This is a genomic window from Actinoalloteichus hymeniacidonis (assembly GCF_014203365.1).
Classification (GTDB): domain Bacteria; phylum Actinomycetota; class Actinomycetes; order Mycobacteriales; family Pseudonocardiaceae; genus Actinoalloteichus_A; species Actinoalloteichus_A hymeniacidonis.
The window spans coordinates 3606990-3628657 of record NZ_JACHIS010000001.1 but is presented as its reverse complement, the minus strand read 5'-3'; the positions used below and the strand labels follow the sequence as shown (position 1 = coordinate 3628657).

Genomic DNA, 21668 nt, shown 5'->3' with positions numbered 1-21668 from the left:
TTCTTCGCTGGTGGAGCGGGCGGGACGGGCATCGCCGCGGCGGGGATGTCGATTTCCGAACCTAGCCGGCCTCACTCTCCGGTCAATGCCGGTGACCGTGCGAGGCCGGATTCAGCCACCCGTCCCCGGCTCGAACCCCACGCATCGACACCGGACGGGCCGCACTTCCGGTGCCGAGCGCGGCCCTCGGGTGGGACTGCCATGCCCACCGATCAGGAACCGGAGCGGCGCCCCGATTCCACCGGTTCTGCGGCCGCCACCTCGTCCGGATGCGCCCGGAACGGCGCGGCCAGCGTGGGCAGCAGGTACCTGCGGTGATAGACGAAGGCGCCTAGTGCGATCACCGCGTAGACCCCACTGAGTACGTATCTGGCCTCCTGACCGGGGAAGAGGAACTGCACGGCGAACAGGCCGAGCAGCGTCCAGGCCGCCCAACGCGGGAAGCGCAGCGCCAGCAGCGCGGCGATGCCCAGCAGAGTCTGGGTCGCGGTCAGCAGGAACTCCTCGACCTGCCGGGAATCGAGATTCAGGGCGAGGTCGCCGCCGCCCATCAGATAGGCGACCGGCAGGCTACCCACCAGCAGCGTCCACTGGTTGACCTTCGCCGAGATGAGCATTCCGATGGCGCCCGCGCCGTTGCCGCGCAGGGCGAACAGGATGGCGATGATGAACTCCGGAGCCTCCGACGCCAACGGCGCCAACCACTGGACCAGCAGGAATTCATCGATGCCGAGCTGCGCGCCGCTTTCGATCAATGCGTCCGCGAAGGGCTCGGCGCACATCAGGATGACCGTGGCGGAACCGACGAACAGGCCTACCACCAGCGGCCTGCGGACCTTGACCGGCAAGGCGCCGATCGTGGCGGCGGGGCCGACCAACTCGGGCTCCTCGGTGTCGCCGCGCGAGACCTTCCACAGGTAGAAGCCGAAGAAGATCAGCAGGCCGATACCGAGGGTGATGTGGATCTGGCTGGTCAACGGGATGGTGAAGGCGAGCACGGAGGCCACCAGCAGGAAGCCCAGTTCGACCCGGTGGCCGGAGTCCAGCGTGAGGGCGCGCAGCGATTTGCCGGTGCGGCGTTTGGCCACCGCGAGGGCGATCAGCGCCACCAGGGACCATCCCAGTCCCAACAGCAACCGGTTCGATCCGGTCATGTTCGCGGCGGCGTAGGCGACGTACTCGGGATTACTGCCCGCGGTGAAGGCGAAGTAGAGATCGACCGCGTACTCCGGCAGTACCGCGATCACGGCGAGGATCGCGATGGCCAGCCCGCCGGAGATATCCACCTGTGCGGCCTCGGCGGCCCAGGCCAGTACGAACGACGCGGCCACCACCCCCGCGCCGAACAGCAGCAGCGCGATCAGCGGGCTCGGGTGGATGCCACCCATCCGGAGCACCAAGGCGGGCAGCGCCAGTATCAGGCACAACCCCAGCGGGCGAATCAGCTTGGCGAACATGGATACCTTCCCCGGTCGAGCACATGCCAGGGCGGGGACGAAGAACGACCTCGGCCAGGCGATGGCTGCTGGCCGAAGGTCTCGCCCACCCTGGCCGCCGGATGGGCCGGGCCCCAACGCCGGAGACCGAGGTGGGTCTCAGCGTGTCGACGATGGGCTTGCGGGCTACTCCCCTTCGGAACGAGCCCATGCTGCCATACCTTTCGATGGTTTCGCAATCGACGAAACGACGAAATGGGAGGTTTGCCGACACCGGTCTCGTGCTGGTGGTGGTGCATGCGAGACAATGAAGATCGCCATGGTCCAATCCGATTCAGCACCCGCCGAGCCGGGCACGCATTCGTGCTCCGCGCCAGAGCCGACCGCGGTGCAGCTCAGCGCCGCTGCGGCCACCTTCGCTCTGCTCTCCAGCGGGCCGAGACTGCATCTGGTGTGGCTGTTGGCCCACGGGTCATACGACGTCGGCACCCTGGCCCGTCGCGTCGGCGTCAGCATCGCCACGGTGAGTCAGCATCTGGGCAAGCTTCGGCTGGCCGGGGTCATCTCCGCTCGCCGGGAGGGGCGTCAGCACTTCTACACCGTCGACGACCCGCACGTCGTCGCCCTGGTGGACCAGATCTTCGAGCACATCGCTCCCGACGGCAGCCTTGCTCCCGACCCGCCGCTGAGCTGAGCCTTCGGGCTATCCCGCGAGGGCGGCAGGCCCTGTGGTTGGTGTTCCGACGCTCCGTATGCGTTGCAGGACAGCGCGAGCCCGACGCGTTCGGGCTCGGGGCAGTCTGCCGAACTGGTCCCGATGGCGGCCTCGCATTGCGTCGATCCGGTCGATTGACCGGGTGCGAGTCGGCTCCCTACCGTGATGGAAAGCGTTTTCCGCGCGAGGTTGCATCGGACCCCGCTTCAGTGCGGCCTTCGACGAAGAAGGGTGCCGCCATGAACAACGTCGTTGTGCACCATGCCGTTCCGAGGTCGATCACGCGAGATCGCCTGCGCGTGCTGACCGTGATCGCCGTCGTCCCGGTCGCGGTACTGGCGACCTCGACGGTCGCCGTGGCCGAGCCGCAGGTCCAGGACGGCCTCATCGTCGTCGCCCCCGATGGCGACGATGCCAACCCCGGCACGATCGACGCGCCCCTGCGCGAGATCCAGCGGGCGGTCGATCTCGCAGAGCCGGGCGACGTGATCGCGCTGCGGGGCGGTACCTACGCGTTGAGCACCAACATCCAGATCTTGCACAGCGGCGAACCGGACCGACCGATCACGATCGCCCCGTACCAGGACGAACACGCGGTGATCGACGGCGAGGCGCTCCCGGCGAGCCACACGCCGATCGGCGGCAGCATCCCGCGTTCCGAGCGCGGGGCGATCCACCAGGAGAACGCCGCTCACTGGGTCTACCGGGATCTGGAAATCATCAGAGGTCCGTACGCCATCTACTGCGACAGCTGTGACAACACCGTCTTCGACGGGCTGACCACCCGGGACAACTACGAGAGCGGTCTACAGATCCAGGGCTCCTCCAGCGACAACCTGGTGCTCAACCTGGACAGCTACGGAAACCGGGACCCGCGCAAGAACGGCGAGAGCGCCGACGGCCTGGCCATCAAGGAGGGCTCGGGGGAGGGCAACGTGGTGCGGGGCGCGCGGCTGTGGAACAACGTCGACGACGGTTTCGACGCCTGGGAGTTCCTGTCCCCGATTCTGATCGAGGACAGCGTCGCCTACGGAAACGGCGTCAACCGTTGGGACTTCCCGGATTTCCAGGGCGACGGCAATGGATTCAAGCTCGGTGGCGGCGACGAGGTGCAACCCGCCGATCACGTGGTGCGCAACAACATCTCCTTCGACAACGAGGTCGCGGGCTTCATCGACAACAACAACCCCGGCACGCTCACCGTGGAGCGCAACACCTCCTACGACAACGGTCGATACGGCTTCCAGTTCGACAAGTCGACCAGCGTGCTGACCGGGAACCTCACGGTGGGCGACGTCGTCCCGGTGCAGCTGGGTGACTCGACGGGGACCGGCAACTCCTGGGACATCGCCGATGAGTGGGACGACTCGGACCTGGCGAGCACGGACTCCTCGGTGCTGAGCGGGCCCCGGGACGCCGACGGCGGCATCGCCTCCAGCCCGTTCCTGGTGCCGACCGACCACCCGGAGCTGGGTGCCCGGTTCTGATCGAGCCCGCACCCTCCGCGCCCGGACCGTCGGGCAGGGGACCGGACGGAAACGGCCAAGGTGACGACATGGGGGTGCAGCCAGGGTTGTCGATGCTCGGCGGGATCGGCTTCACGGTGTCGCTGCTGATCGGTGAGCTCGCCTTCGGCGCCGACGACCCTCGGGCGGAGTTCGTCAAGGTCGGAGTGCTGGCGGGCTCGCTGCTCTCGGCGCTGGCGGCCTCCCTGGTGCTCGGTGTGCGCAACCGGGCATACCGGCGCCGCGCCGAGACGGGGGTGCACCCGGACGACGACGCGCCCTCGAAGAGCGCGCATTGACCGACGGAGCGCCGCTCTGCGGTGGCAATCCCACGGTCACTCGGCGTTCGTGCTCGGCTCGCAGGGCGCCTCGGCCGGGCCCAGCACGCCGAGCGCGGCGCGGATGCGGTCGTTCAGGGTCTCGTCGCCGTGCTCGCCCCAGTCCAGCAGGGCCACCCGCAGGGCCGCCAGGCAGGCGGCGGTCGCCGTCGACGCGGTGAGCGGGTCGGTCGCCTGTTCGATCAACCGCGCGACGATGCAGCGCTCGGTGGTGCGCAGTTGTTCGGACAGTCGGGCGCGCAGGGCGGGTTCGCAGGCGGCCAGCCGAATCCGCTCCCTGGTCTGTGCCACCGCCCATTCCGGCAGTTCGGTGGCCGAGGTGAGCAGTCCGAGGCGCACCCGTTCCAGGACCGGGAGATCACGGGGCTGGGCGGCGATCAGATCCGCGATGAACGGATCGAAGGGATCGTCCAGGACCACGTCTTCCTTGGTGGGAAAATGCCGGAAGAAGGTCATATGGGACACCCCTGCCGCAGCGGCGATGTCGACCACCCTGGTGGCGGCGTAGCCATCGCGGGCGAACAGCTCCAGTGCACGTTGCTGGATGCGCGCACGTGTCTCGGCGGATCGATTCGACACGTCGGTGATGTTAGTCGCTAACGCGCCAAGAAGTGATCCAACTCGCAATGTCAGGATGCAACACGTTACGGCCTACGGCCATACCGGGGCGGTGATCCTCTGGTGCAGCGGCACGCGTCCGATTCCGACACGGTCGTCGGGTTCTCGATCATGTCCGCAGCCTGGCGGGGTCGGTTGGTTAGCCTGGTGACGTCGGGATTCATGACGAGGAGGGAGGTGAGGTCGCCATGGCCGAGCCGTCGCGCCGCGCACTACTCGTCAAGGAGTTCGCCAACACGCTCGACGTGGAGGCGGGTACCGATCGCGCCGACTCCCGCGAGGGATTGGCCGGCTGGCTGATCGAGATGGGACTGGCCGCAGCGGGTTCGATCGACGTCTGCGAGTCGGAACTGCGTGACTTCCTGGTGCTCCGTGCCGGGGTTCGCGAACTGCTCGACGCCGCAGGCGACCCCGATCCGACCCTGGTCGCCGCCTCGGACGAGGTGACCCGGCGACTTCCGATGTTCGTCTCGTTGTCCTCGATGCTGCGGCCGGTCGTCGTCGAGGGCGAACCGGCTCCCGAGGATGCGGCGCTCGATGCCGTGCCGGCTGTCGACCCCGCCACGGACCTCCCGCGCGACTTCTTCTTCGGCGTCGAAGCGGAGACGTTGACCGCCGATCCGACCGAGACGGCGGCCCGCCGGGCCATGAGCGCGATCGCGGGGGCGGTCGCGACCATCCGCATCACCGGCGAGATCGGCAGGCTGACCCGCTGCGCCGCGCTCAGCTGCGCGATGGTCTTCTTCGATGCCTCGAAGAACCACAGCAGGCGCTGGTGCTCGATGCGTGTCTGCGGCAACCGGGCGAAGGCCCGCGCCTACGCCGCCCGCCGACGCGAGGCGTGAGCCGCTCCGGTCGGCGCCACGTGCTGGAACGGATCCGACCAGGCCGGGGCGGCGTCACTCCTGCGGGCTCAACCCTGCCACGGTCAACTCGAACAGCCGATCGGCCTGGGCGGCCGCGTCGGGATGATGTTCCGTGGCCAACGCGATGCCCACCGCCAGCGTGATCAGGTCGGCGACCGTGACGCCCGCCGCGACCGCACCGTCCCGGCTGGCGCGTGCCAGTAGCGGGCCGGCCGCCTGTTCCAGGGTCGATGCGCAGCTGTTCTCGTAGATCGACTCGGATTCGTCGCCGTCGTAGGCCAGCACGGCCGCCAGCCCCCGCGCGGTGACGCAGTAGGCGACGACCTCGCGCAGCCAGACCAGCAGCGCGTCCCTGCTGTCCTGCCCGTCGGCCAGCTCGATGGCGAGCACCCGCAGGGCCTCGATCCGGGTCTGGGCCACCGCCTCCAACAGCGCGCGGCGGGTGGGGAAGTGACGGCGCACCGTCGCCGACCCGACCCCGGCGGTGCGCGCTATCTGTTCCAGCGAGGCGTTCGCGCCATGGGCGGCGACCTCTTCCTCGGCCACGGTGAGGATCCGCGAGTAGTTGCGCCTCGCGTCGGCGCGTTGGTGCTCGGTCATCGGCTGACCTCCGACTTTGTCTAAATGGCGGGCCCCGCCGTATCGTAGCGGACGGGAAACGGCGGCCCCCGCCATTTCTGGTATCCGACAAGTTCGAGGAGTATCATGTCGATGGATTCCGCCCCGGTACTGGTCACCGGCGCCACCGGGAAGCAGGGCGGCGCCACCGCCCGCGCCCTACTCGCTGCCGACATCGCGGTCCGCGCTCTGGTGCGCGACCCGGACACGGATCGGGCCAAGGCCATCGCGGCGCTCGGGGTCGAACTGGTCACCGGTGATCTGCACGACCGAGACTCCGTGATTCGGGCGGCGGCGGGCGCCCGCGCCGTGTTCTCCGTGCAGATGCCCGGGTTCACCTCCGATGGCGACTTCGACTTCGACGGCGAGGTGGCCCAGGGCGTCAACCTCATCGAGGGCGCCCGCGCCGCCGGGGTGCCGCAGTTCGTGCACACCTCCGTGACGGGGGCGGGTCAGCATCTGGAGCATCCCCGCTGGTCCGAGGGTTGGGCGGTGGGGCGTTCCCTCGGCGCCAAGACCGCGATCCAGGATCACCTGCGAACCGCGGGCTTCGCGCATTGGACCCTGCTCAAGCCGGGCTTCTTCATGGAGAACTTCCTGCCGTCGATGGCGTTCCTGTTCCCGCGCGGCCTGGCGGGCGGCCTGGTCAGCGTGCTGAAGCCCACCACGCGGTTATCGCTGGTGGCGGTGCCCGACATCGGCGCGGCGGCTGCCTCGGCCATCGCCGACCCGGCCCGGTTCGACGGCGTCGAGCTGGAGCTGGCGAGTGAGTACCTGTCGATGACGCAGATCGCCGAGGTCCTCTCCCGGGTCCTGGGCACCCCGCTGACCGCGCCGAACCTGACCGAGGAGGCGGCACTCGCTGCCGGGATGCCCCAGATGGGTGCCACCCACGAATGGATGAACGTCGCGGGTATGCCCGGTCGGCCGGAGTTCGCCAGGGATCTCGGCATCCCGCTCACCGGTTTCGAGGACTGGGCCCGGGAGCACCTGGGCTGAGCCACGGCATCCCTGCGCCCGCCTGTCACGCAGGGTGGATCTGTCCTCGCCCCGGGTCGGTCTCGACCCGGGGCGCTTTCCGGTGAGCGCGCGAACGCCCTCGGTGAGGGTAATAATTAATTAGTATTACTTCTTGACTTGGCCGGTGAGCGCTGTCGATACTTCCTGTCACTCGCCCCGAGGGGGCAGGCAGATTGGTTCGAAGGGGAGCCGATGACGAGGATCGTGCAAGGTCGTCGCCGAACAGTGGCCGCCATCGCGGCGCTGCTCGTCGCGGTGCTCGCGTCGGCGAGCTGCGGGGCACAGATCGGCGAGGGCGGACGCTTCGGCGTCGTCTACATGGACGCCCAGGGCTACTACGCAGGCGTTCGCAAGGGCATGCAGGACGAGGCCGAGCGCATGGGCCGCAACGTTCAGCTGCTCGAACTCAACGCGCAGGGTGACGCCTCCAAGGAGAGCTCCTTCATCGACACCGTCAGCTCGGCGGACGTCGACGCCCTGGTGCTCTCGCCCGTCTCCGAGACGGCATCCATCCCGGCCATCCGCCTCGCGCACCGCAGCGAGGTGCCGGTGATCTGTTACAACACCTGCATCGCCGACGAGGCCGCGCAGGAGTACGTCGACGCGTTCATCCTGGGCGACCCACTGGAGTTCGGCGGGTTGCTGGGCGACGCCGCCGCCGACTACTTCATCGCCGAGGGCATCGAGGCGCCGCAGATCGGCATCGTCAACTGCGAACAGGTCGAGGTCTGTGTGCAACGCAGGCTCGGGTTCGAGGAGGCCCTGTTCGCCAAGCTTCCCGACGCCGAGATCGTGGCCAACCAGCAGGGCGCCGAGGTCGACGAGGCGGTGGACGTCGCCGAGCGGATCCTCACCGCCCACCCCGACCTCGACGCCTTCTTCGGCCAAGCGGGCGGCGCGACGCTCGGTTCGATCCGCGCCGTGCAGGCCAGGGGCAAGGTCGGCCAGACCGTGGTGTTCGGCGGCGACATGTCGACCGAGGCCGCCAACGCCCTGGTGGACCACCGGGTACTCAAGGGCAACGTCGACATCTCCGGCGTCGAGGTCGGCCGGATGGCCGCAGAGACCGCGCAGCGGGTCCTCGCCGGTGAAGAGCTGGAGGAGTTCATCCTGCCCGCTCCGGTCGAGATCTACACGACCCCCGAGGACGGCCAGGCCTGGCTCGAGGCGCACCCGGACGGTCTGCCGTGATCGGCGGCGCCGGGCCACAGCGCCCGATCGAGCCGACGCGCCGGACCGACCGGTCCGGCCAAGCCCAGCCTGCCGCGTGGAACACCCAGCGGAGCGCGTCCGAGACGACGATCTCCCTGGCACAGAACGGAGTGACGTGGTGACCGACGACGAGGTCTTCGCCGCCAGGGTGCGCAATGCGACCAAGGCCTATCCCGGCGTGGTCGCGCTGGATGGAGCCGACTTCGACATCGCCCCCGGCGAGGTGCGTGCTCTGCTCGGCCGCAACGGCGCGGGCAAATCGACCCTCATCCGGATGATCGCGGGCGTGGACCGCCCGGACTCCGGCGAGGTCCACATCGGAGGTAGCCCGCTGGGCGACGGCGGCGTGCGCCGCGCCGTCGAACTCGGCGTGTCCACCGTCTACCAGGAATTGAGCCTGGTCCCGTGGCTGAGCGTCGCGGAGAACATGTTCCTCGGGGCGTGGCCGCGCACCGGGCCGCGCATCGACTACGAGCTGATGGGCCGCGAGTCGAACGAGGTGCTGGGCCAGTTGGGCCTGCACATCGACGCCGAACGGCCGGTCGCCACCCTGTCGCTGGCCGAGCAGCAGCTCGTCGAGATCGCCAGGGCCGTCCGGCAGAACCCGAAGGTACTGATCCTCGACGAGCCGACGTCGGCGCTGGCCGCAGCGGAGGTGGCGATGGTCCTCGACGTCGTCGGGCGCATCGCGGCCTCGGGCGTGGCGGTGATCTACGTGAGCCACCGGCTGGACGAGATCCGCCAGGTCGCCGACGGCATCACCGTGATGCGCGACGGACGCACCATCAAGACCATCCCGGCCAAGGGCGCCACCACCCAGGAGATCGTCGAGCTCATGCTCGGCGGGGTGACCGAGGCGGCCACCCAGGTCACCCCGATCGACATCGACCGCTCCGGCACCCCGCTGCTCGCGGTGCGCGACCTGGTCGTGGCGCCGAAGATCACCGGAGTCACCTTCGACCTGCACCCCGGCGAGGTGTTGGGCCTCGGCGGTCTGCTGGGCTCCGGACGCACCGAGCTGCTGCGCGCCCTGGCGGGCTTCGACCCGATCGCCGCCGGGCACATCGAGGTCGAGGGCGAGCGCATCGAGAACCCGACGAACGCGCGGATGAAACGACTCGGCGTCGGACTCACTCCGGAGAACCGCAAGGCCGAGGGCATCGTCCCGATGCTCGGCGTCGACGAGAACATGGTGATGTCGGACTTCGGTCGCGTCTCCACCGGCCCGTCGATCTCCACCGGCCTCGTCCACCGTGCGGCGACCGAACTCGTGCGCCGACTCGGGATCAAGACCGCCCGGCCGCAGACACCCATCGCCGACCTCTCCGGCGGCAACCAGCAGAAGGCCGTGATCGGCCGCTGGCTGCACGCGGACAGCCGGATCCTGCTGCTGGACGAACCGACGCGGGGCGTCGACGTCGAGGCCAAGGCCCAGATCTATCGACTGGTCCGAGAACTGGCCGCAGCGGGCGCGGGAGTGCTGTTCGTCTCCGGCGAACTCGAAGAGCTCCCCTTGGTCTGCGACCGCGTCCTGACCCTGCACGGCGGCGGCATCCGCTCCGAACTCCACGGGGCCGAGATCACCGTCGACAACATCCTGGCCGCCACGATGGCCGTCTGAACTGTGAGGAATCCGATGAGCAACTCTTCGCACCAGACCGGTCAGGTCTCGGGAACCGCGACGTCCCCGACCACCTCGCCGACCGGTGCGGGCCCCGCCCGCTCCCAGCGGACCAGACGACTCAACGAGATCGGACTGCTCGCCGCCATCGCCCTGCTCTACATCGTGCTGGGCAGCACCGCATCCGGCTTCCTGTCGGTGGACAACCAGCTCGGTCTGCTGCGCGAGGCGGCCACGATCGGCATCGCTGCCTGGGGCGTCACCCTGGTCATCATCGCCGGGGAGATCGACATCAGCATCGGCCCGGCGGTCGCGTTCTCCTCGGTGCTGGTCGCCAAGGGCGTCGGCGCCTGGGGACTGGGCACCTGGGGCGGGATCCTGGCGACGTTGGCCATGGGCATCGCCTGGGGCGCGCTGGCAGGGTGGCTGGTAGCCCGATTCACCGTGCCCTCCTTCATCGCGACCTTGGGCCTGTGGAGCGTGTTGGGCGGCCTCGGCCTCTACATGACCGATGCGCTCCCGGTGGCACTGCCGGACAACGCGACCTTCCGCATGCTCGGCGGCAGCATCCTGGGTATCCCCACCTCGGCCGTGGTGATGCTGGTGTTGTTCGCGATCTTCGCCTACGTGGCCCGCTACACCGCCTACGGCCGCTCGGTCTACGCCACGGGCGGCAACGTCGCGGCGGCGCGGTTGGCAGGCATCGACACCGGTCGGATCAAGGTGATCCTGTTCGCCACCACCGGCCTGCTCGCGGCCATTACCGGCGTGCTGCTAGCGGCCCGGCTGGGCTCCGGTAACGGTGGCGCCGCCTCCGGTCTGGAGTTCGACGTCATCGCGGCCGTGGTCATCGGCGGCACCCTGCTCTCCGGGGGACGCGGTTCGCTGGTGGGCACGCTGCTGGGCGTCGCCTTCATCACCGTGATCGCCAACGGGCTGGTGCTGCTGGGCGTCGACTCGTTCTTCCAGAACGTCGTGCGCGGCGTGATCATCGTCGGCGCGGTCCTGGTGAACGTGGCGATCAGCAAGCGCGATCGGGCCGTGCGGCAGGTCTAGCGCCGCCCTCCCGCCGACGGCGGCGCCCGATCCCCCGAGTAGCCAACCAGCGTGACAAGACGAACGGAGACCACGTCCATGGGCAGCACCGCCATCCCGGCCACGATGCGGGGTGTCTACCTCCCCGGCGACTCGACCGCCGTGGTCCGGGAGATCCCGGTCCCCGAGCCCGGCCCCGGACAGCTCCTGCTCCGCGTCGGCGCGTCGGGCATCTGCGGCAGCGACATCGGCTACATCTACCGAGAGCACAAGAGCCATCGCGGTGTCGACGGCCCCGCCTACCAGGGCGTGGTCACCGGCCACGAGCCCAGCGGTCGCGTCGTCGCCGCAGGCCCGGGAGTCCGACAGTTCGGTGTCGGCGACCGCGTGATCGTCTACCACATCGCGGGCTGCATGAACTGCGACAACTGCAGACGCGGCTACCAGATCAGCTGCACCGGGGCGAGCCGGGCCTCCTACGGCTGGCAGCGAGACGGCGGCAACGCCGACTACATCCTCGTCGAGGAGACCACCTGCATCAGGCTGCCCGACGAACTGTCCTACGTGGACGGCGCGTTGATCGCCTGCGGCTTCGGCACCGCCTACGAGGGCCTGCGGCGCCTGGCCGTCAGCGGCGAGGACGATCTGCTCGTGGTCGGCCTCGGCCCGGTGGGCCTGGCGGCGGCCATGATCGGCCGGGGGATGGGCGCTCGGCGCATCATCGGCGTCGAGCCCTCCGAACAGCGTCGATCCTGGGCCGAGGGCCTCGACCTGTTCGACGCGACGGTGGGCGTCGAGGCACCGGGCGAGGTGATCGCCGACCTCACGGGCGGCCGGGGTGCCAGTACCACGATCGACTGCTCCGGCAGCCGGGCAGGCCGCAGCACCGCGATCGAGAACGCCGCCGAATGGGGCCGGGTCTCGCTGGTGGGTGAGGGCGGCACCCTGGAGACCGAGGTGTCCGACACCCTGTTGCACAAGCAGCTCACCCTGTTCGCCTCCTGGGTCACCTCGGTGCCCGCGATGGCCCAGCTCGCCGACAATCTGGTCCGCTGGGGCTCCCGACCGGAGAAGATCGTCAGCGACCGGCTGCCCTTGGCCGAGGCCGACGCCGCGTACCGGATGGCGGCGGGCGCGGGCACCGGCAAGGTCGTGCTCGTCGCGGACACCGACCTGGACGCCTCGTGACCCCGTCCTCGTCGTCGCCCCAGGACGGCGCGGCGGCCGAGCAGCGGACCCCCTCTGACTCCACCGGCGCGGACACCCGCGCCGCCGCCCGGGTCACTCCGTCGGGCGAGGTGCGGATCGAGCGGGACACCTCCGGGCCGTACGACGTGTTCCACCTGGACAACGGCACGCTGCGCATCGGCATCGTGCCCGCCCTGGGCGGCCGGGTGCTCTCGGTGGTCTTCCACGGACGCGAGTACCTGTATCGCAATCCCCGGCTGCTCGATGACCGGCTGCACCCGGTCGATGGCCGCCGCCCGCGCCCGACGAGCGGGCCGATGTCGGAGTGGCTCAACTTCGGCGGCGACAAGACCTGGCCCGCCCCGCAGGGCTGGGACGGCCCGGACCAGTGGGCAGGCCCGCCGGACCCGGTGCTGGACTCGGGCTCGTACCAGGCCAGGACCAGGGTCGACGGCGAGGCCGTCGAGATCGTCATGACCAGCGGCGACGACCCGCGCACCGGACTGCGGACCGTGCGCACCGTGCGGCTGGTCGCAGGCGAGAGCCGCTACACCCTGGAGATCGCCTTCACCAACATCGAGCGCAAGCCGGTGCGGTGGGGACTGTGGAACGTCACTCAACTCGCGGGTGAGCCGCCCGCCGAGGCGGGGCCGACCGCAGGCGTCTACGTCGGGCTGCTGGAATCGGGACTGCCCCGTTCGGTCGAACTGATCACGGCGGGCCCCGCGCCCTCGGTGATCGACGAGGGCGGTTCGGTCGTGCGGGTCGCCGCGCAGGACGTCGTCGGCAAGGTCGGCTTTCCCGACGCGGCGGGCTGGCTCGCCGACGTCGGCGCCCACGGCACCCTCACCCAGACCTTCCCCGTGGACGTCACGGCCGAGTACCCGGATGCGGGTTCGCGCGTCGAGGTCTGGCTGGAACACCCGCTGACCAGTCCGATCGCCGAACTGGGCAACCTGCTGCCCCGAGACCGGGTCGTCGAATGCGAGGCGCTGGGCCCGCTGACCACCCTCCAGCCGGGCGAGCGGACCACCCTGCCCGTGGTGTTCGGCTTCGGCGTCACCGCGAGCCCGGTCGCGGCGGTCACCGCCGCCGGGTACTGGACGGAACCCGCCACCGGGATCGTCACCGCCGAGGGCGGCCGGGAACTACGCGGCGTCTTCGTGCCCGGCACGGGCTCGCGGCTGCACGCCCGCTTCCTGGACGCTGCGGGAGAGGTCGTCGACAGCGCCGATCTCGCCGAACTCACCCCCGGCCGACCGTGCGCCCTGCCGGTCGGCCGGGCGGTGCCCCACGACGCCGTCACCGTGGACCTGACCGTGTCGGGCGAGCCGATCGGCACGCTCACCTGGCCGGTGTCGACCTCGGCAGGCGCGCAGTCCAAGATCGGTACGACCGAGGCCGAACCCGCGGAGCCGACCGCAGGCGTGACCGAGGAGACGGGACGGGATCGATGAGCGGCGAACCGACACGCTTCACCGGCCGCACCGCAGTGGTGACCGGCGCCGCAGGCGGAATCGGCGCGGCCACGGCACGCCGACTCCTCGCCGAGGGCGCCTCCGTCGCGCTGCTCGACCGCGATCCCCGGGTGCAGGACACGGCCGAAGAACTGCGTCGCGAGTACGGCCGGGCGATCGCGCAGGTCTGCGACGTCGCCGACGAGGCCTCCTGGTCCACCGCGGTCGACGCGGTCCGCGCCGAGTTCGGCCCCATCGGCGTACTGGTCTCCAATGCCTATGTCGTGGACGTCAAACCCGCCCACGAGATGACCAGGGCGTCCTGGGATCAGCAGCTCGCGGTCAACCTCACCGGTGCGTTCCTCGGGGTCCGGGCCTGCCTGCCCGACCTGCGGACCACCGGGGGAGCGGTGGTGCTGACCTCCTCGGTGCACGCCCTCATCGGGCTGCCCGGCAGGCCCGCCTACGCGGCGACCAAGGGCGGGCTCACCGCTCTCGGCAGGCAGCTCGCCGTCGAGTACGGGCCCGAGGTCCGGGTCAACTGGGTGCTGCCGGGCCCGATCCTGACGGCAGCCTGGGACGAGGTCGACCAAGCCGACCGGGAGCAGAGCGTTCGACAGACGGTCGCCCGGCGCTTCGGGACACCGGAGGAGGTGGCGGCCGGAATCGCGTTCCTCGCGTCGCCGGACGCCTCCTACGTGACCGGGACCGCTCTGGTGATCGACGGCGGCTGGAGCGCCTACAAGGAATCGTCCTGACCGGCCCGCAGGCGTGAGAACGTGGTACCGCCCAACCGGGTGAGAGAAGTCGATCCGGCGAAGAGGAACGGAGGAACGAGACGATGGCCGCCTATATCGGGCGTGGCGTGCACGGCAACACGGTCGAGCTGCTCGGCGCGCGGATCGTCTCCGGTGCGGTCGCGGAGGGCGAGACCCTGGACCTACCCCGACTGAGCACCGAACTCGACCTCAGCATCACCGCCCTGCGCGAGGCACTGAAGGTGCTCACCGCGAAGGGACTGGTCGACGCCCGCCAGCGGCGCGGCACCTTCGTGCGGCCCAGGGACACCTGGAATCTGCTCGACGTCGACGTGATCCGCTGGCAGTTCGCCGCAGGCGCCGCCGACGGTTTCCTCCGGGACCTCGCCGAGGTGCGTGCCGTCATCGAACCGGCCGCCGCCCGGTTAGCGGCCGCCCGCCGCACCGAGAGCGACCTGATCGCGCTGGACGCCGCGCTGACGGCGATGGGCCGGGCCGTCGGCGGCGACCCCGCCGACGCCGCCGAGGCCGACCTCGCCTGGCACCGCGCCCTGTTGGTCGCCACCCACAACGAGATGTTGGTGCGGATGGAGATCTTCATCGAACCCGGTCTGTCCGAACGCGACCGGCTGGTCCACCACCAGTCGGCCGAGGACGACCCGGTGCCCAGTCACCGGGCGGTCCTCGACGCGATCCGGGCACAGGATCCCGCCGCCGCCAACGAGGCGATGCTGGCTCTGCTGGCCAAGTCGGACTCCGACCTGCGCCGCGTCACCACCGGCGACACCAGCAGCACCGGGGCCGAGGCCGCCCCGGCGGGTGTCGTTCCGCCGAACGAGAGGGAGTCGTCGTGAGGATCACCCGGGTCGAGACGTTCCTCGTCGCGCCGCGCTGGCTGTTCTGCCGGATCGAGACCGACGACGGCCTGGTCGGCTGGGGCGAGCCCGTCGTCGAGGGCCGCGCCCACACCGTGCGTGCGGCCGTCCACGAGCTGGCCGAACTGTTGATCGGCGAGGACCCGCTGCGGGTGGAGGACCACTGGCAGCGGATGACCAAGAGCTCGTTCTACCGAGGCGGCCCCATCCTCTCCAGCGCGGTCGCAGGCCTGGACCAGGCGCTGTGGGACATCGCGGGCAAGGCTCTCGGCGCGCCGGTCCACCAACTGCTGGGCGGGCCGGTGCGCGACCGGGTGCGGGTCTACGGCTGGGTCGGCGGCGACGATCCCGCCGAGGTGGCCGAGGCGGTCACCGCGCAGGTCGAGGCGGGGCTCACGGCGGTGAAGATGAACGCCAGCGGCCGGATGGGCAGGCTGGCCAACGTCGCCGAGATCGACGGTGTCCTCGAACGGCTGCAGGCGGCCCGCGAGGCCCTGGGTCCGACTCGCGACGTGGCCCTGGACTTCCACGGCCGGTTCACCGCCGCCAACGCCCGCCGCATCATCCCCTTGCTGGCCGACGCGCACCCGATGTTCATCGAGGAGCCGGTACTTCCCGAGTACACCCATCTGATCGGCGACGTGGTGCGGGCGAGCCCGATCCCGATCGCCACCGGGGAGCGGCTGTTCTCGCGCGGCGAGTTCCTGCCGGCACTGCAGGCGGGCATCGCCGTGGCCCAGCCGGACCTCTCGCATGCGGGCGGCATCTCCGAGGTGCGTCGAATCGGCTCGCTCGCCGAGACCTTCGACGTCCAGCTCGCCCCGCACTGCCCGCTGGGTCCGATCTCGTTGGCCGCCAGCCTGCAGATCGCGTTCAGCACCCCGAACTTCCTGATCCAGGAACAGAGCCTGGGCATCCACTACAACACCGCGGCCGACCTGCTGGACTACGTCGTGGACCGCGAGATGTTCCGGTTCGTCGACGGGCATCTGCTGCGGCCCACCGGGCCCGGGCTCGGGATCACCGTCGACGAGGCCGCCGTCCGCCGCGCCGACGAGGTGGGTCACGACTGGCACTCGCCGATCTGGCGGCACGACGACGGTTCGCTGGCCGAATGGTGACCGCACTGGACTTCGCCGGATCCGAGGCGTCCGTCGCCGGGTATGCCACCGGGAACGGGCCTCGTCATCGACTTCTGGAGGGCGCACGATGAACCTGTCGCAACGGCTGGCCGAGGAACGTGTGGTCGCCATCGTCCGTGGCCGGGACGCCGAAGCCGCTTATCGTGCGGTGCTGACCCTCTGGGAGGAGGGCATCCACCTCGTCGAGGTCTCGCTCACCGGGGCCGATGCACTGCGCGTGATCGGCAGACTGGCCGACGCCCGAACCGGCGCGGCCGCGTTGGGCGCGGGCACGATCCTCTCCGCCCAGGACGCCCGCGATGTCCAGTCTGCGGGAGCGACCTTCGCGGTGACCCCGGCGATCGGTCCCGGCACGCACACCGCGTTGGAACTCGGGCTGCCCACCCTGGTCGGCGCCCTCACGCCCACCGAGGTCTACGCGGCACACAGCGCCGGAGCGGCCGCGGTCAAGCTGTTCCCCGCCTCGCACGGGGGCGGCCCGGCCTACCTCAAGGCGCTGCGCGATCCCTTCCCGACGGTGCCGTTCGTGCCGGTCGGCGGGGTCGATGTCGAGGCGGCCCGCCGTTATCTGGAGTTGGGCGCGCTGGCCGTCGGCGTGGGTTCGCCTCTGCTGGCGGGGGCCGCCGATGGCGCGGATCTCGTCGAGCTTCGCGAGCGCGCCCGCTTGTTCCGGCAGGTCGCGGCGGAGTTCCCGGCCCCGGGTGCCGCCGGCTCCGCGCCGGCCTCGGGAGAGGGGACGGCCTGATGATCGAGGTGATCACCCTCGGCGAGAGCATGGCCGCGATGCGGGGCCACGGTCCGATGCGGTTGGGCGGCCAACTGAGTCTGTCGGTGGCGGGCGCCGAGTCGAATGTGGCGATCGGCTTGTCCCGGCTGGGACATCGCACCGCCTGGGTCGGCCGGGTCGGCGCCGACCAGCCGGGAGAACTGGTCACCAGGACGCTGCGCGCCGAGGGCGTCGAGGTGGGCGGCGTGGTCATCGACCCCGAGCAGCCGACCGGGCTGATCCTGTTCGAGAAGCGCATCTCCGATCTCATCCGGGTGCGGTACTACCGCACGGACTCGGCGGGTTCGCGGCTGCAACCCGAGGACCTGTCCGGGGTGCTGTCCGGCGGGGCGAGGTTGCTGCATGTCACCGGCATCACGCCCGCATTGGGCCCCGGCCCGAAGTCGGCGGTCTTGGCGGCCGTGGATCACGCCAAGGCGCAGGGCTGGATCGTGTCCCTGGACGTCAATCACCGTTCGCTGCTGTGGTCGGCGGAGGCGGCGGCCGAGACGCTCGGCCCGCTGGCCCGCCGCGCCGACGTGGTGATCGCCTCGCCCGACGAGCTGGCGATCGTGGAACCGGAGGGCTACGACGACCTGGCCAGGGCCGACCGGCTGCTGACCGCAGGCGTCGGCGAGGTGGTGGTCAAACTCGGCGCCGACGGCGCGCGGGTGCACCACCGGGCCGGTGTCGAGCAGGTCGAGGCGGTCCGGGTACCGGTGGTCGACACCGTCGGAGCCGGTGACGCCTTCTCCGCCGGATACCTCTCCGCCCTGCTCGACGGCGAGCCGGTGAGCGAACGATTGCGCCGAGGCTCGGTGCTCGGCGCCTTCGCCGTCGCCTCGCCGGGCGACTGGGAGGGGCTGCCCACCCGTGAGGAGCTGCCGTTGCTGGGGCTGGAACCGGGGACGACGCTGCGCTGAGCCGAGGATCGGTGGTGGTGGGCGGCTGAAAGGTCAGGCGAGGTCGTCGAATTCGCCTGCCTTGATGCCTTGGAGCCAGGCGTGGATCTCGGTGCGGGTGAAGTAGGCGGTGCCGTCGTCGGGGTTCTTGCTGTTGCGGATGGCGATGCGTCCGTCCGGCAGCGCAGCCGCCTCGACGCAGTTACCGCCGCCGGTACCGCCGCCCCCGGAGAAGCTGCTCTTACGCCACTTGAGGGAGTCCGGATTTTCGGTTCTCATGTCAATCCTCCATCGGCGTTTACTCAAGTTCTCGGCCGAGATCGTCGATCAGTGCCGTCGATTCATGTTGGCTCAAAGCCTGCTCGGTGAGAACACCGAAGCGCAAGGTGTAGTCACGGACCTGATCGCGATCCTCGATGTAGACGGCCCGCCCTGGACCCTCCGAATAGCCGATATCCGGAATCGGATCCTGCAGAGTGAGGATGGAGAACGGGCCTTCCACTGCGGGACCGCCACCTGCCGATTTCGGCAGCACCTGAACGGTGACATGGGGAAGTTCTGCAGCCTCGACGAGGCGGCGCATCTGGCCGCGCATGACCCGGGGTTCACTGACGGGTCGCTCTAGCGCCCCGGCGTCCACGATGGCGTGCAGGGTGGGTGCATTCGTTCGAGCGAGAATTTGCTGCCGGGTGATCCGGGCGGCGACCCGGCGCTCTACCTCGTCTTCGGGTAGCTGCGGTCCGATGCCACTGATCAACGCTCGTGCGTACTCCGGAGTCTGCAAGAGCCCAGGAATCAGTAGCGTCTCGAACTGACGGCTCGCCACCAGCGCCGATTCGAGCGCTAGGAATCGATGGAAGTCCTCGGGAAGGCTCTTGCGGACATCCACCGTCCAGCCGCGTTCCCTCGGCGTGTTGGCCAGTTCGAGCAGCCACTCCCGCAGCGAACTCTCGGTCACCCGGTAGACATTGAGCAGCTGTTCGACCTCGCGGGCTTTCACGCCCTGTTCGCGATTCTCGATTCGCGAGAGCTTCGGCCGAGACCAGCGGCCCTGACCGCTCAGCTCGGCGAGTACCTGGTCGTGTGTCAGCCCGGATTGCTCCCGCAGATTGCGGAGCGTCTCGGCCAGCTGCCAGCGCCGAACCATTCCGCCCACCGCGCCGTCGTTCTGCTGCATGGCGTTTCTTCTCTCCCGTACATCACATCGGGTCAATCTGGAAGTTCCACTTTGTTCAGCGGATATCCGTATGCCAACGTGTGACTCACTGTATCAGGTCGATCACAGATAGTGGAGATGGCGATGGTAGACGGAGTGGATCATGGTGCACATCTCGGCCCGGCGGCGACGGACAGCTCGGCGGCGGCCGATGCCCTCCCCGACTTCGAGCAACGGACCCAGGCGCTGGTCGATGGCGCTGCGCCTCGGGTGTTCGCGCTGGTCCACGAGTACGACCACGTTCCCGGCGCGCACCTGCGGGCGTGGGGAATGGCCTTCCCCGACCACGTCGAGATCGTCTCGGCCGGTGGCGGCGTCCGGATGAGCATGGGAAGCCTGGACCGGGCATTGGTGGGATTCCGCAGGGAGGGGGCGATCACCCATGTCTTCTGGGCCGGAGATGCCGTACCGCTCGGATCGTGACCGCGCTCGGACGGCGAAAATGGCCCCGTGACTCCGCCTGATCATGTGATGATCGCCGGCGATGACCACCGATTCCCTCATTCGAGCGCAGCGCTCGCTGCGTGGCCTCGCCATCGGCGACGCGCTCGGCTCCCAATTCTTCGTACCCGCCAACCGAAACCGATTCGACAACCGCCGCCTGCCGCCCGCGCCCTGGCAGTGGACCGACGACACCGAGATGGCGTGCTCCATCGTCGCCGTGCTCGCCGAACACGGCCGCATCGACCAGGACGCGCTCGCCGCGAGCTTCGCCAACCACCACGACTTCGATCGTGGTTACGGCCCCTCCACCAACCGGCTGTTGCGTCTGATCAGGGAGGGTGGCGACTGGCGTGACCTGGTGACCGAGACCTTCGACGGTCACGGCTCGTTCGGCAACGGCGCGGCCATGCGGGTCGCACCCTTGGGTGCCTGGTTCGCGGGCGACCCGGTCCGGGCCGCGCAGGAGGCCGCGCTTTCCGCGGAGGTCACCCATGCCCACCCCGACGGGATCGCGGGCGCCGTCGCGGTCGCGGTGACGGCATCCATGTTGGCGGGCTTCGGAAACGCCGAACGTCCTGCCGATCTGTTGGACGCGGTGCTGGCCTTGACGCCTGCGGGCCAGGTGCACGACGGCATCGAACTCGCGCGCGAACTGCTGCCGGTCACCTCGGCCTCGGTCGTGGCCCGGCAACTGGGCAACGGTTCGCGTACCAGCGCCCAGGACACCGTTCCCTTCACGCTGTGGGCCGCGCTCACCCGCTTCGACGACTTCGCGGACGCGTTCTGGGCGACGGCGAGCGCGGGCGGCGATATCGACACCACCTGCGCGATCGTGGGCGGGATCGTCGGGGCTGGCGCGGCCGAACCGCCGCGGACCTGGGCCGCGCTGCACGAACCGTTGCCGGACTGGATGCTCGGCACCGCCTGAGCATCGTGGTGCGGCCGGGCCGGATCGGACGTCGGCGGAATTGCTCCGAGTCATATCGGAGCAATTCTCTCGACAGGTGCTCTCCGAGCGGCGGCGGCCCGGTCCTATCCGACGTCGATCGCGGTCGACAGTTCCGCCAGTGCGCGACCGAACTCGGCGGGCCGCTCCAGGTTCGGCAGATGCCCGGCGCCTTCGATGATCCGCAGCACCGAGGCCGGGATGTGCGCCGCAAGGGATTCGGCCTCGGCGACGGGCGTGAAGTCGTCGTGATCGCCGACCACGATCAGCGTCGGCACCGAGACCCGAGCCAGGGAGTCCCGGTAGTCTCGCCGCTCCGCCCGGCCGCGTAAGGCCGCCGCCGCGCCCTCGGCGGGGGCCGAGCGCATCATCCGCAGCACATGGTCGGCCACCTCGGGGAGACCGACGATGTTGTGCGGCGCCAGCATCCTCGGGAGCAGTTCCTCGGCGTAGGCCGCCATCCCCTCGTGCCGGATCCGCTCGGCGGTCTCGACCCGGGCGCGGCGGGCCCTCGGATCATCGGCCCGTGCCGAGGTCGCCGCCAACAACAGACCGGCGACCCGACTCGGAAACCGCCGATGGAACTCCATCACGATCTGGCCGCCCATCGACAATCCGCCGAGGAGCACCCGGTCGATGTCCAGCCGGTCGAGCAATTCGGCGAGATCGGCGGCGAAGTCCTCCATCGTGGTACTGCCCGGTGCCACACTGCTGCGTCCGTAACCCCGGAGATCGGGAACGATCACCCGGTGGCCGGCCTCGGCCAATTGCTCGATCTGGGGTCGCCACATCGAACCGTCGAAGGGGTGGCCGTGCACCAGCAGGACCGGCGTGCCCGAACCGATGTCCCGATAGGCGATGGTGGTGCCGTCGTGCGACACGGTGTGCATGGCCGACTTCCTCTCGGTGCTCTCGACGTGGGCGCGCACCGACCGACTCCGGGGCATGCCCGCGCGGCAGCCGTCGGATGATCGGTGTCGCCGTAGGGGG

At 69.9% G+C, this 21668-nt stretch carries 23 protein-coding genes; 17 read left to right on the top strand and 6 right to left on the bottom strand.

Annotated features, from left to right (window positions below):
* Positions 1–212: 212 nt before the first annotated feature.
* Positions 213–1457, bottom strand: coding sequence for a calcium:cation antiporter family protein (locus tag BKA25_RS14835; protein ID WP_069848997.1), 1245 nt, complete (start codon positions 1455–1457; stop codon positions 213–215).
* A 286-nt stretch (positions 1458–1743) separates the two neighbouring features.
* Here BKA25_RS14835 and BKA25_RS14830 point away from each other — a divergent pair, with 286 nt between their 5' ends.
* The 3 genes from BKA25_RS14830 (at position 1744) to BKA25_RS14820 (ending at position 3955) form a co-directional block, all read left to right on the top strand.
* Positions 1744–2130, top strand: a complete 387-nt coding sequence (locus BKA25_RS14830) for an ArsR/SmtB family transcription factor (protein WP_311734479.1) — start codon at positions 1744–1746, stop codon at positions 2128–2130.
* 260 nt (positions 2131–2390) lie between these two features.
* Complete coding sequence (locus tag BKA25_RS14825; RefSeq protein WP_084642946.1) at positions 2391–3638, top strand: right-handed parallel beta-helix repeat-containing protein; 1248 nt, start codon at positions 2391–2393, stop codon at positions 3636–3638.
* Between the two features lie 68 nt (positions 3639–3706).
* Entirely contained in the window at positions 3707–3955 is a 249-nt protein-coding gene (locus BKA25_RS14820; RefSeq protein WP_069848999.1) for a Na+/H+ antiporter NhaA, read from the top strand.
* Positions 3956–3991: 36 nt separating this feature from the next.
* On the opposite strand, the gene BKA25_RS14815 is transcribed toward BKA25_RS14820, so the two are convergent.
* Complete coding sequence (locus BKA25_RS14815; RefSeq protein ID WP_069849000.1) at positions 3992–4573, bottom strand: TetR/AcrR family transcriptional regulator; 582 nt, start codon at positions 4571–4573, stop codon at positions 3992–3994.
* Between the two features lie 227 nt (positions 4574–4800).
* Between BKA25_RS14815 and BKA25_RS14810 the strand changes: the two genes are divergently transcribed.
* On the top strand, positions 4801–5457 hold the full coding sequence (locus BKA25_RS14810; RefSeq protein WP_069849002.1) for a CGNR zinc finger domain-containing protein: 657 nt from the start codon (positions 4801–4803) through the stop codon (positions 5455–5457).
* Positions 5458–5511: 54 nt separating this feature from the next.
* On the opposite strand, the gene BKA25_RS14805 is transcribed toward BKA25_RS14810, so the two are convergent.
* Entirely contained in the window at positions 5512–6078 is a 567-nt protein-coding gene (locus BKA25_RS14805; protein ID WP_069849004.1) for a TetR/AcrR family transcriptional regulator, read from the bottom strand.
* A gap of 105 nt (positions 6079–6183) precedes the next feature.
* Between BKA25_RS14805 and BKA25_RS14800 the strand changes: the two genes are divergently transcribed.
* From BKA25_RS14800 to BKA25_RS14750, 11 genes are all read left to right on the top strand, one after another.
* A complete protein-coding gene (locus tag BKA25_RS14800) occupies positions 6184–7095 on the top strand; it encodes an NmrA family NAD(P)-binding protein (protein WP_069849006.1) in 912 nt (303 codons plus the stop codon).
* A 213-nt stretch (positions 7096–7308) separates the two neighbouring features.
* Positions 7309–8307, top strand: a complete 999-nt coding sequence (locus BKA25_RS14795; RefSeq protein WP_069849008.1) for a substrate-binding domain-containing protein — start codon at positions 7309–7311, stop codon at positions 8305–8307.
* A 139-nt stretch (positions 8308–8446) separates the two neighbouring features.
* Entirely contained in the window at positions 8447–9949 is a 1503-nt protein-coding gene (locus tag BKA25_RS14790; protein ID WP_069853615.1) for a sugar ABC transporter ATP-binding protein, read from the top strand.
* Positions 9950–9964: 15 nt separating this feature from the next.
* Positions 9965–11005 carry an ABC transporter permease gene (locus BKA25_RS14785; RefSeq protein WP_069849010.1) on the top strand — a complete coding sequence of 347 codons (1041 nt, stop codon included), beginning with the start codon at positions 9965–9967 and terminating at the stop codon, positions 11003–11005.
* 51 nt (positions 11006–11056) lie between these two features.
* A complete protein-coding gene (locus tag BKA25_RS14780) occupies positions 11057–12172 on the top strand; it encodes a zinc-dependent alcohol dehydrogenase family protein (protein ID WP_236750762.1) in 1116 nt (371 codons plus the stop codon).
* Entirely contained in the window at positions 12169–13629 is a 1461-nt protein-coding gene (locus BKA25_RS14775) for a DUF4380 domain-containing protein (RefSeq protein WP_069849013.1), read from the top strand. Before BKA25_RS14780 ends, BKA25_RS14775 begins: the two co-directional genes overlap by 4 nt.
* Positions 13626–14387: an SDR family NAD(P)-dependent oxidoreductase gene (locus BKA25_RS14770; protein ID WP_069849015.1), complete on the top strand. Its 762-nt coding sequence runs from the start codon at positions 13626–13628 to the stop codon at positions 14385–14387. Before BKA25_RS14775 ends, BKA25_RS14770 begins: the two co-directional genes overlap by 4 nt.
* A gap of 83 nt (positions 14388–14470) precedes the next feature.
* Positions 14471–15241, top strand: a complete 771-nt coding sequence (locus BKA25_RS14765; protein ID WP_069849017.1) for a FadR/GntR family transcriptional regulator — start codon at positions 14471–14473, stop codon at positions 15239–15241.
* Positions 15238–16383 carry a galactonate dehydratase gene (dgoD, locus tag BKA25_RS14760; RefSeq protein WP_069849019.1) on the top strand — a complete coding sequence of 382 codons (1146 nt, stop codon included), beginning with the start codon at positions 15238–15240 and terminating at the stop codon, positions 16381–16383. The genes BKA25_RS14765 and dgoD overlap by 4 nt, the downstream gene beginning before the upstream one ends.
* 88 nt (positions 16384–16471) lie before the next feature.
* A complete protein-coding gene (locus BKA25_RS14755; RefSeq protein WP_069849020.1) occupies positions 16472–17149 on the top strand; it encodes a bifunctional 4-hydroxy-2-oxoglutarate aldolase/2-dehydro-3-deoxy-phosphogluconate aldolase in 678 nt (225 codons plus the stop codon).
* A complete protein-coding gene (locus BKA25_RS14750) occupies positions 17149–18093 on the top strand; it encodes a sugar kinase (RefSeq protein ID WP_069849022.1) in 945 nt (314 codons plus the stop codon). The genes BKA25_RS14755 and BKA25_RS14750 overlap by 1 nt, the downstream gene beginning before the upstream one ends.
* Positions 18094–18126: 33 nt before the next feature.
* Here the strand turns inward: BKA25_RS14750 and BKA25_RS14745 are convergent, their stop codons facing one another.
* Together BKA25_RS14745 and BKA25_RS14740 are read right to left on the bottom strand one after the other, a co-directional pair.
* Positions 18127–18351: a DUF397 domain-containing protein gene (locus BKA25_RS14745; RefSeq protein WP_069849024.1), complete on the bottom strand. Its 225-nt coding sequence runs from the start codon at positions 18349–18351 to the stop codon at positions 18127–18129.
* A gap of 19 nt (positions 18352–18370) precedes the next feature.
* Entirely contained in the window at positions 18371–19249 is an 879-nt protein-coding gene (locus BKA25_RS14740) for a helix-turn-helix domain-containing protein (RefSeq protein ID WP_069849025.1), read from the bottom strand.
* Between the two features lie 123 nt (positions 19250–19372).
* On the opposite strand from BKA25_RS14740, the gene BKA25_RS14735 reads away from it, so the two are divergent.
* Both BKA25_RS14735 and BKA25_RS14730 read left to right on the top strand, forming a co-directional pair.
* Positions 19373–19711, top strand: coding sequence for a hypothetical protein (locus tag BKA25_RS14735; RefSeq protein WP_157421047.1), 339 nt, complete (start codon positions 19373–19375; stop codon positions 19709–19711).
* 61 nt (positions 19712–19772) lie between these two features.
* Entirely contained in the window at positions 19773–20660 is an 888-nt protein-coding gene (locus tag BKA25_RS14730; protein WP_069849029.1) for an ADP-ribosylglycohydrolase family protein, read from the top strand.
* 104 nt (positions 20661–20764) lie between these two features.
* On the opposite strand, the gene BKA25_RS14725 is transcribed toward BKA25_RS14730, so the two are convergent.
* Entirely contained in the window at positions 20765–21568 is an 804-nt protein-coding gene (locus BKA25_RS14725) for an alpha/beta fold hydrolase (RefSeq protein ID WP_069853616.1), read from the bottom strand.
* Positions 21569–21668: the final 100 nt, after the last annotated feature.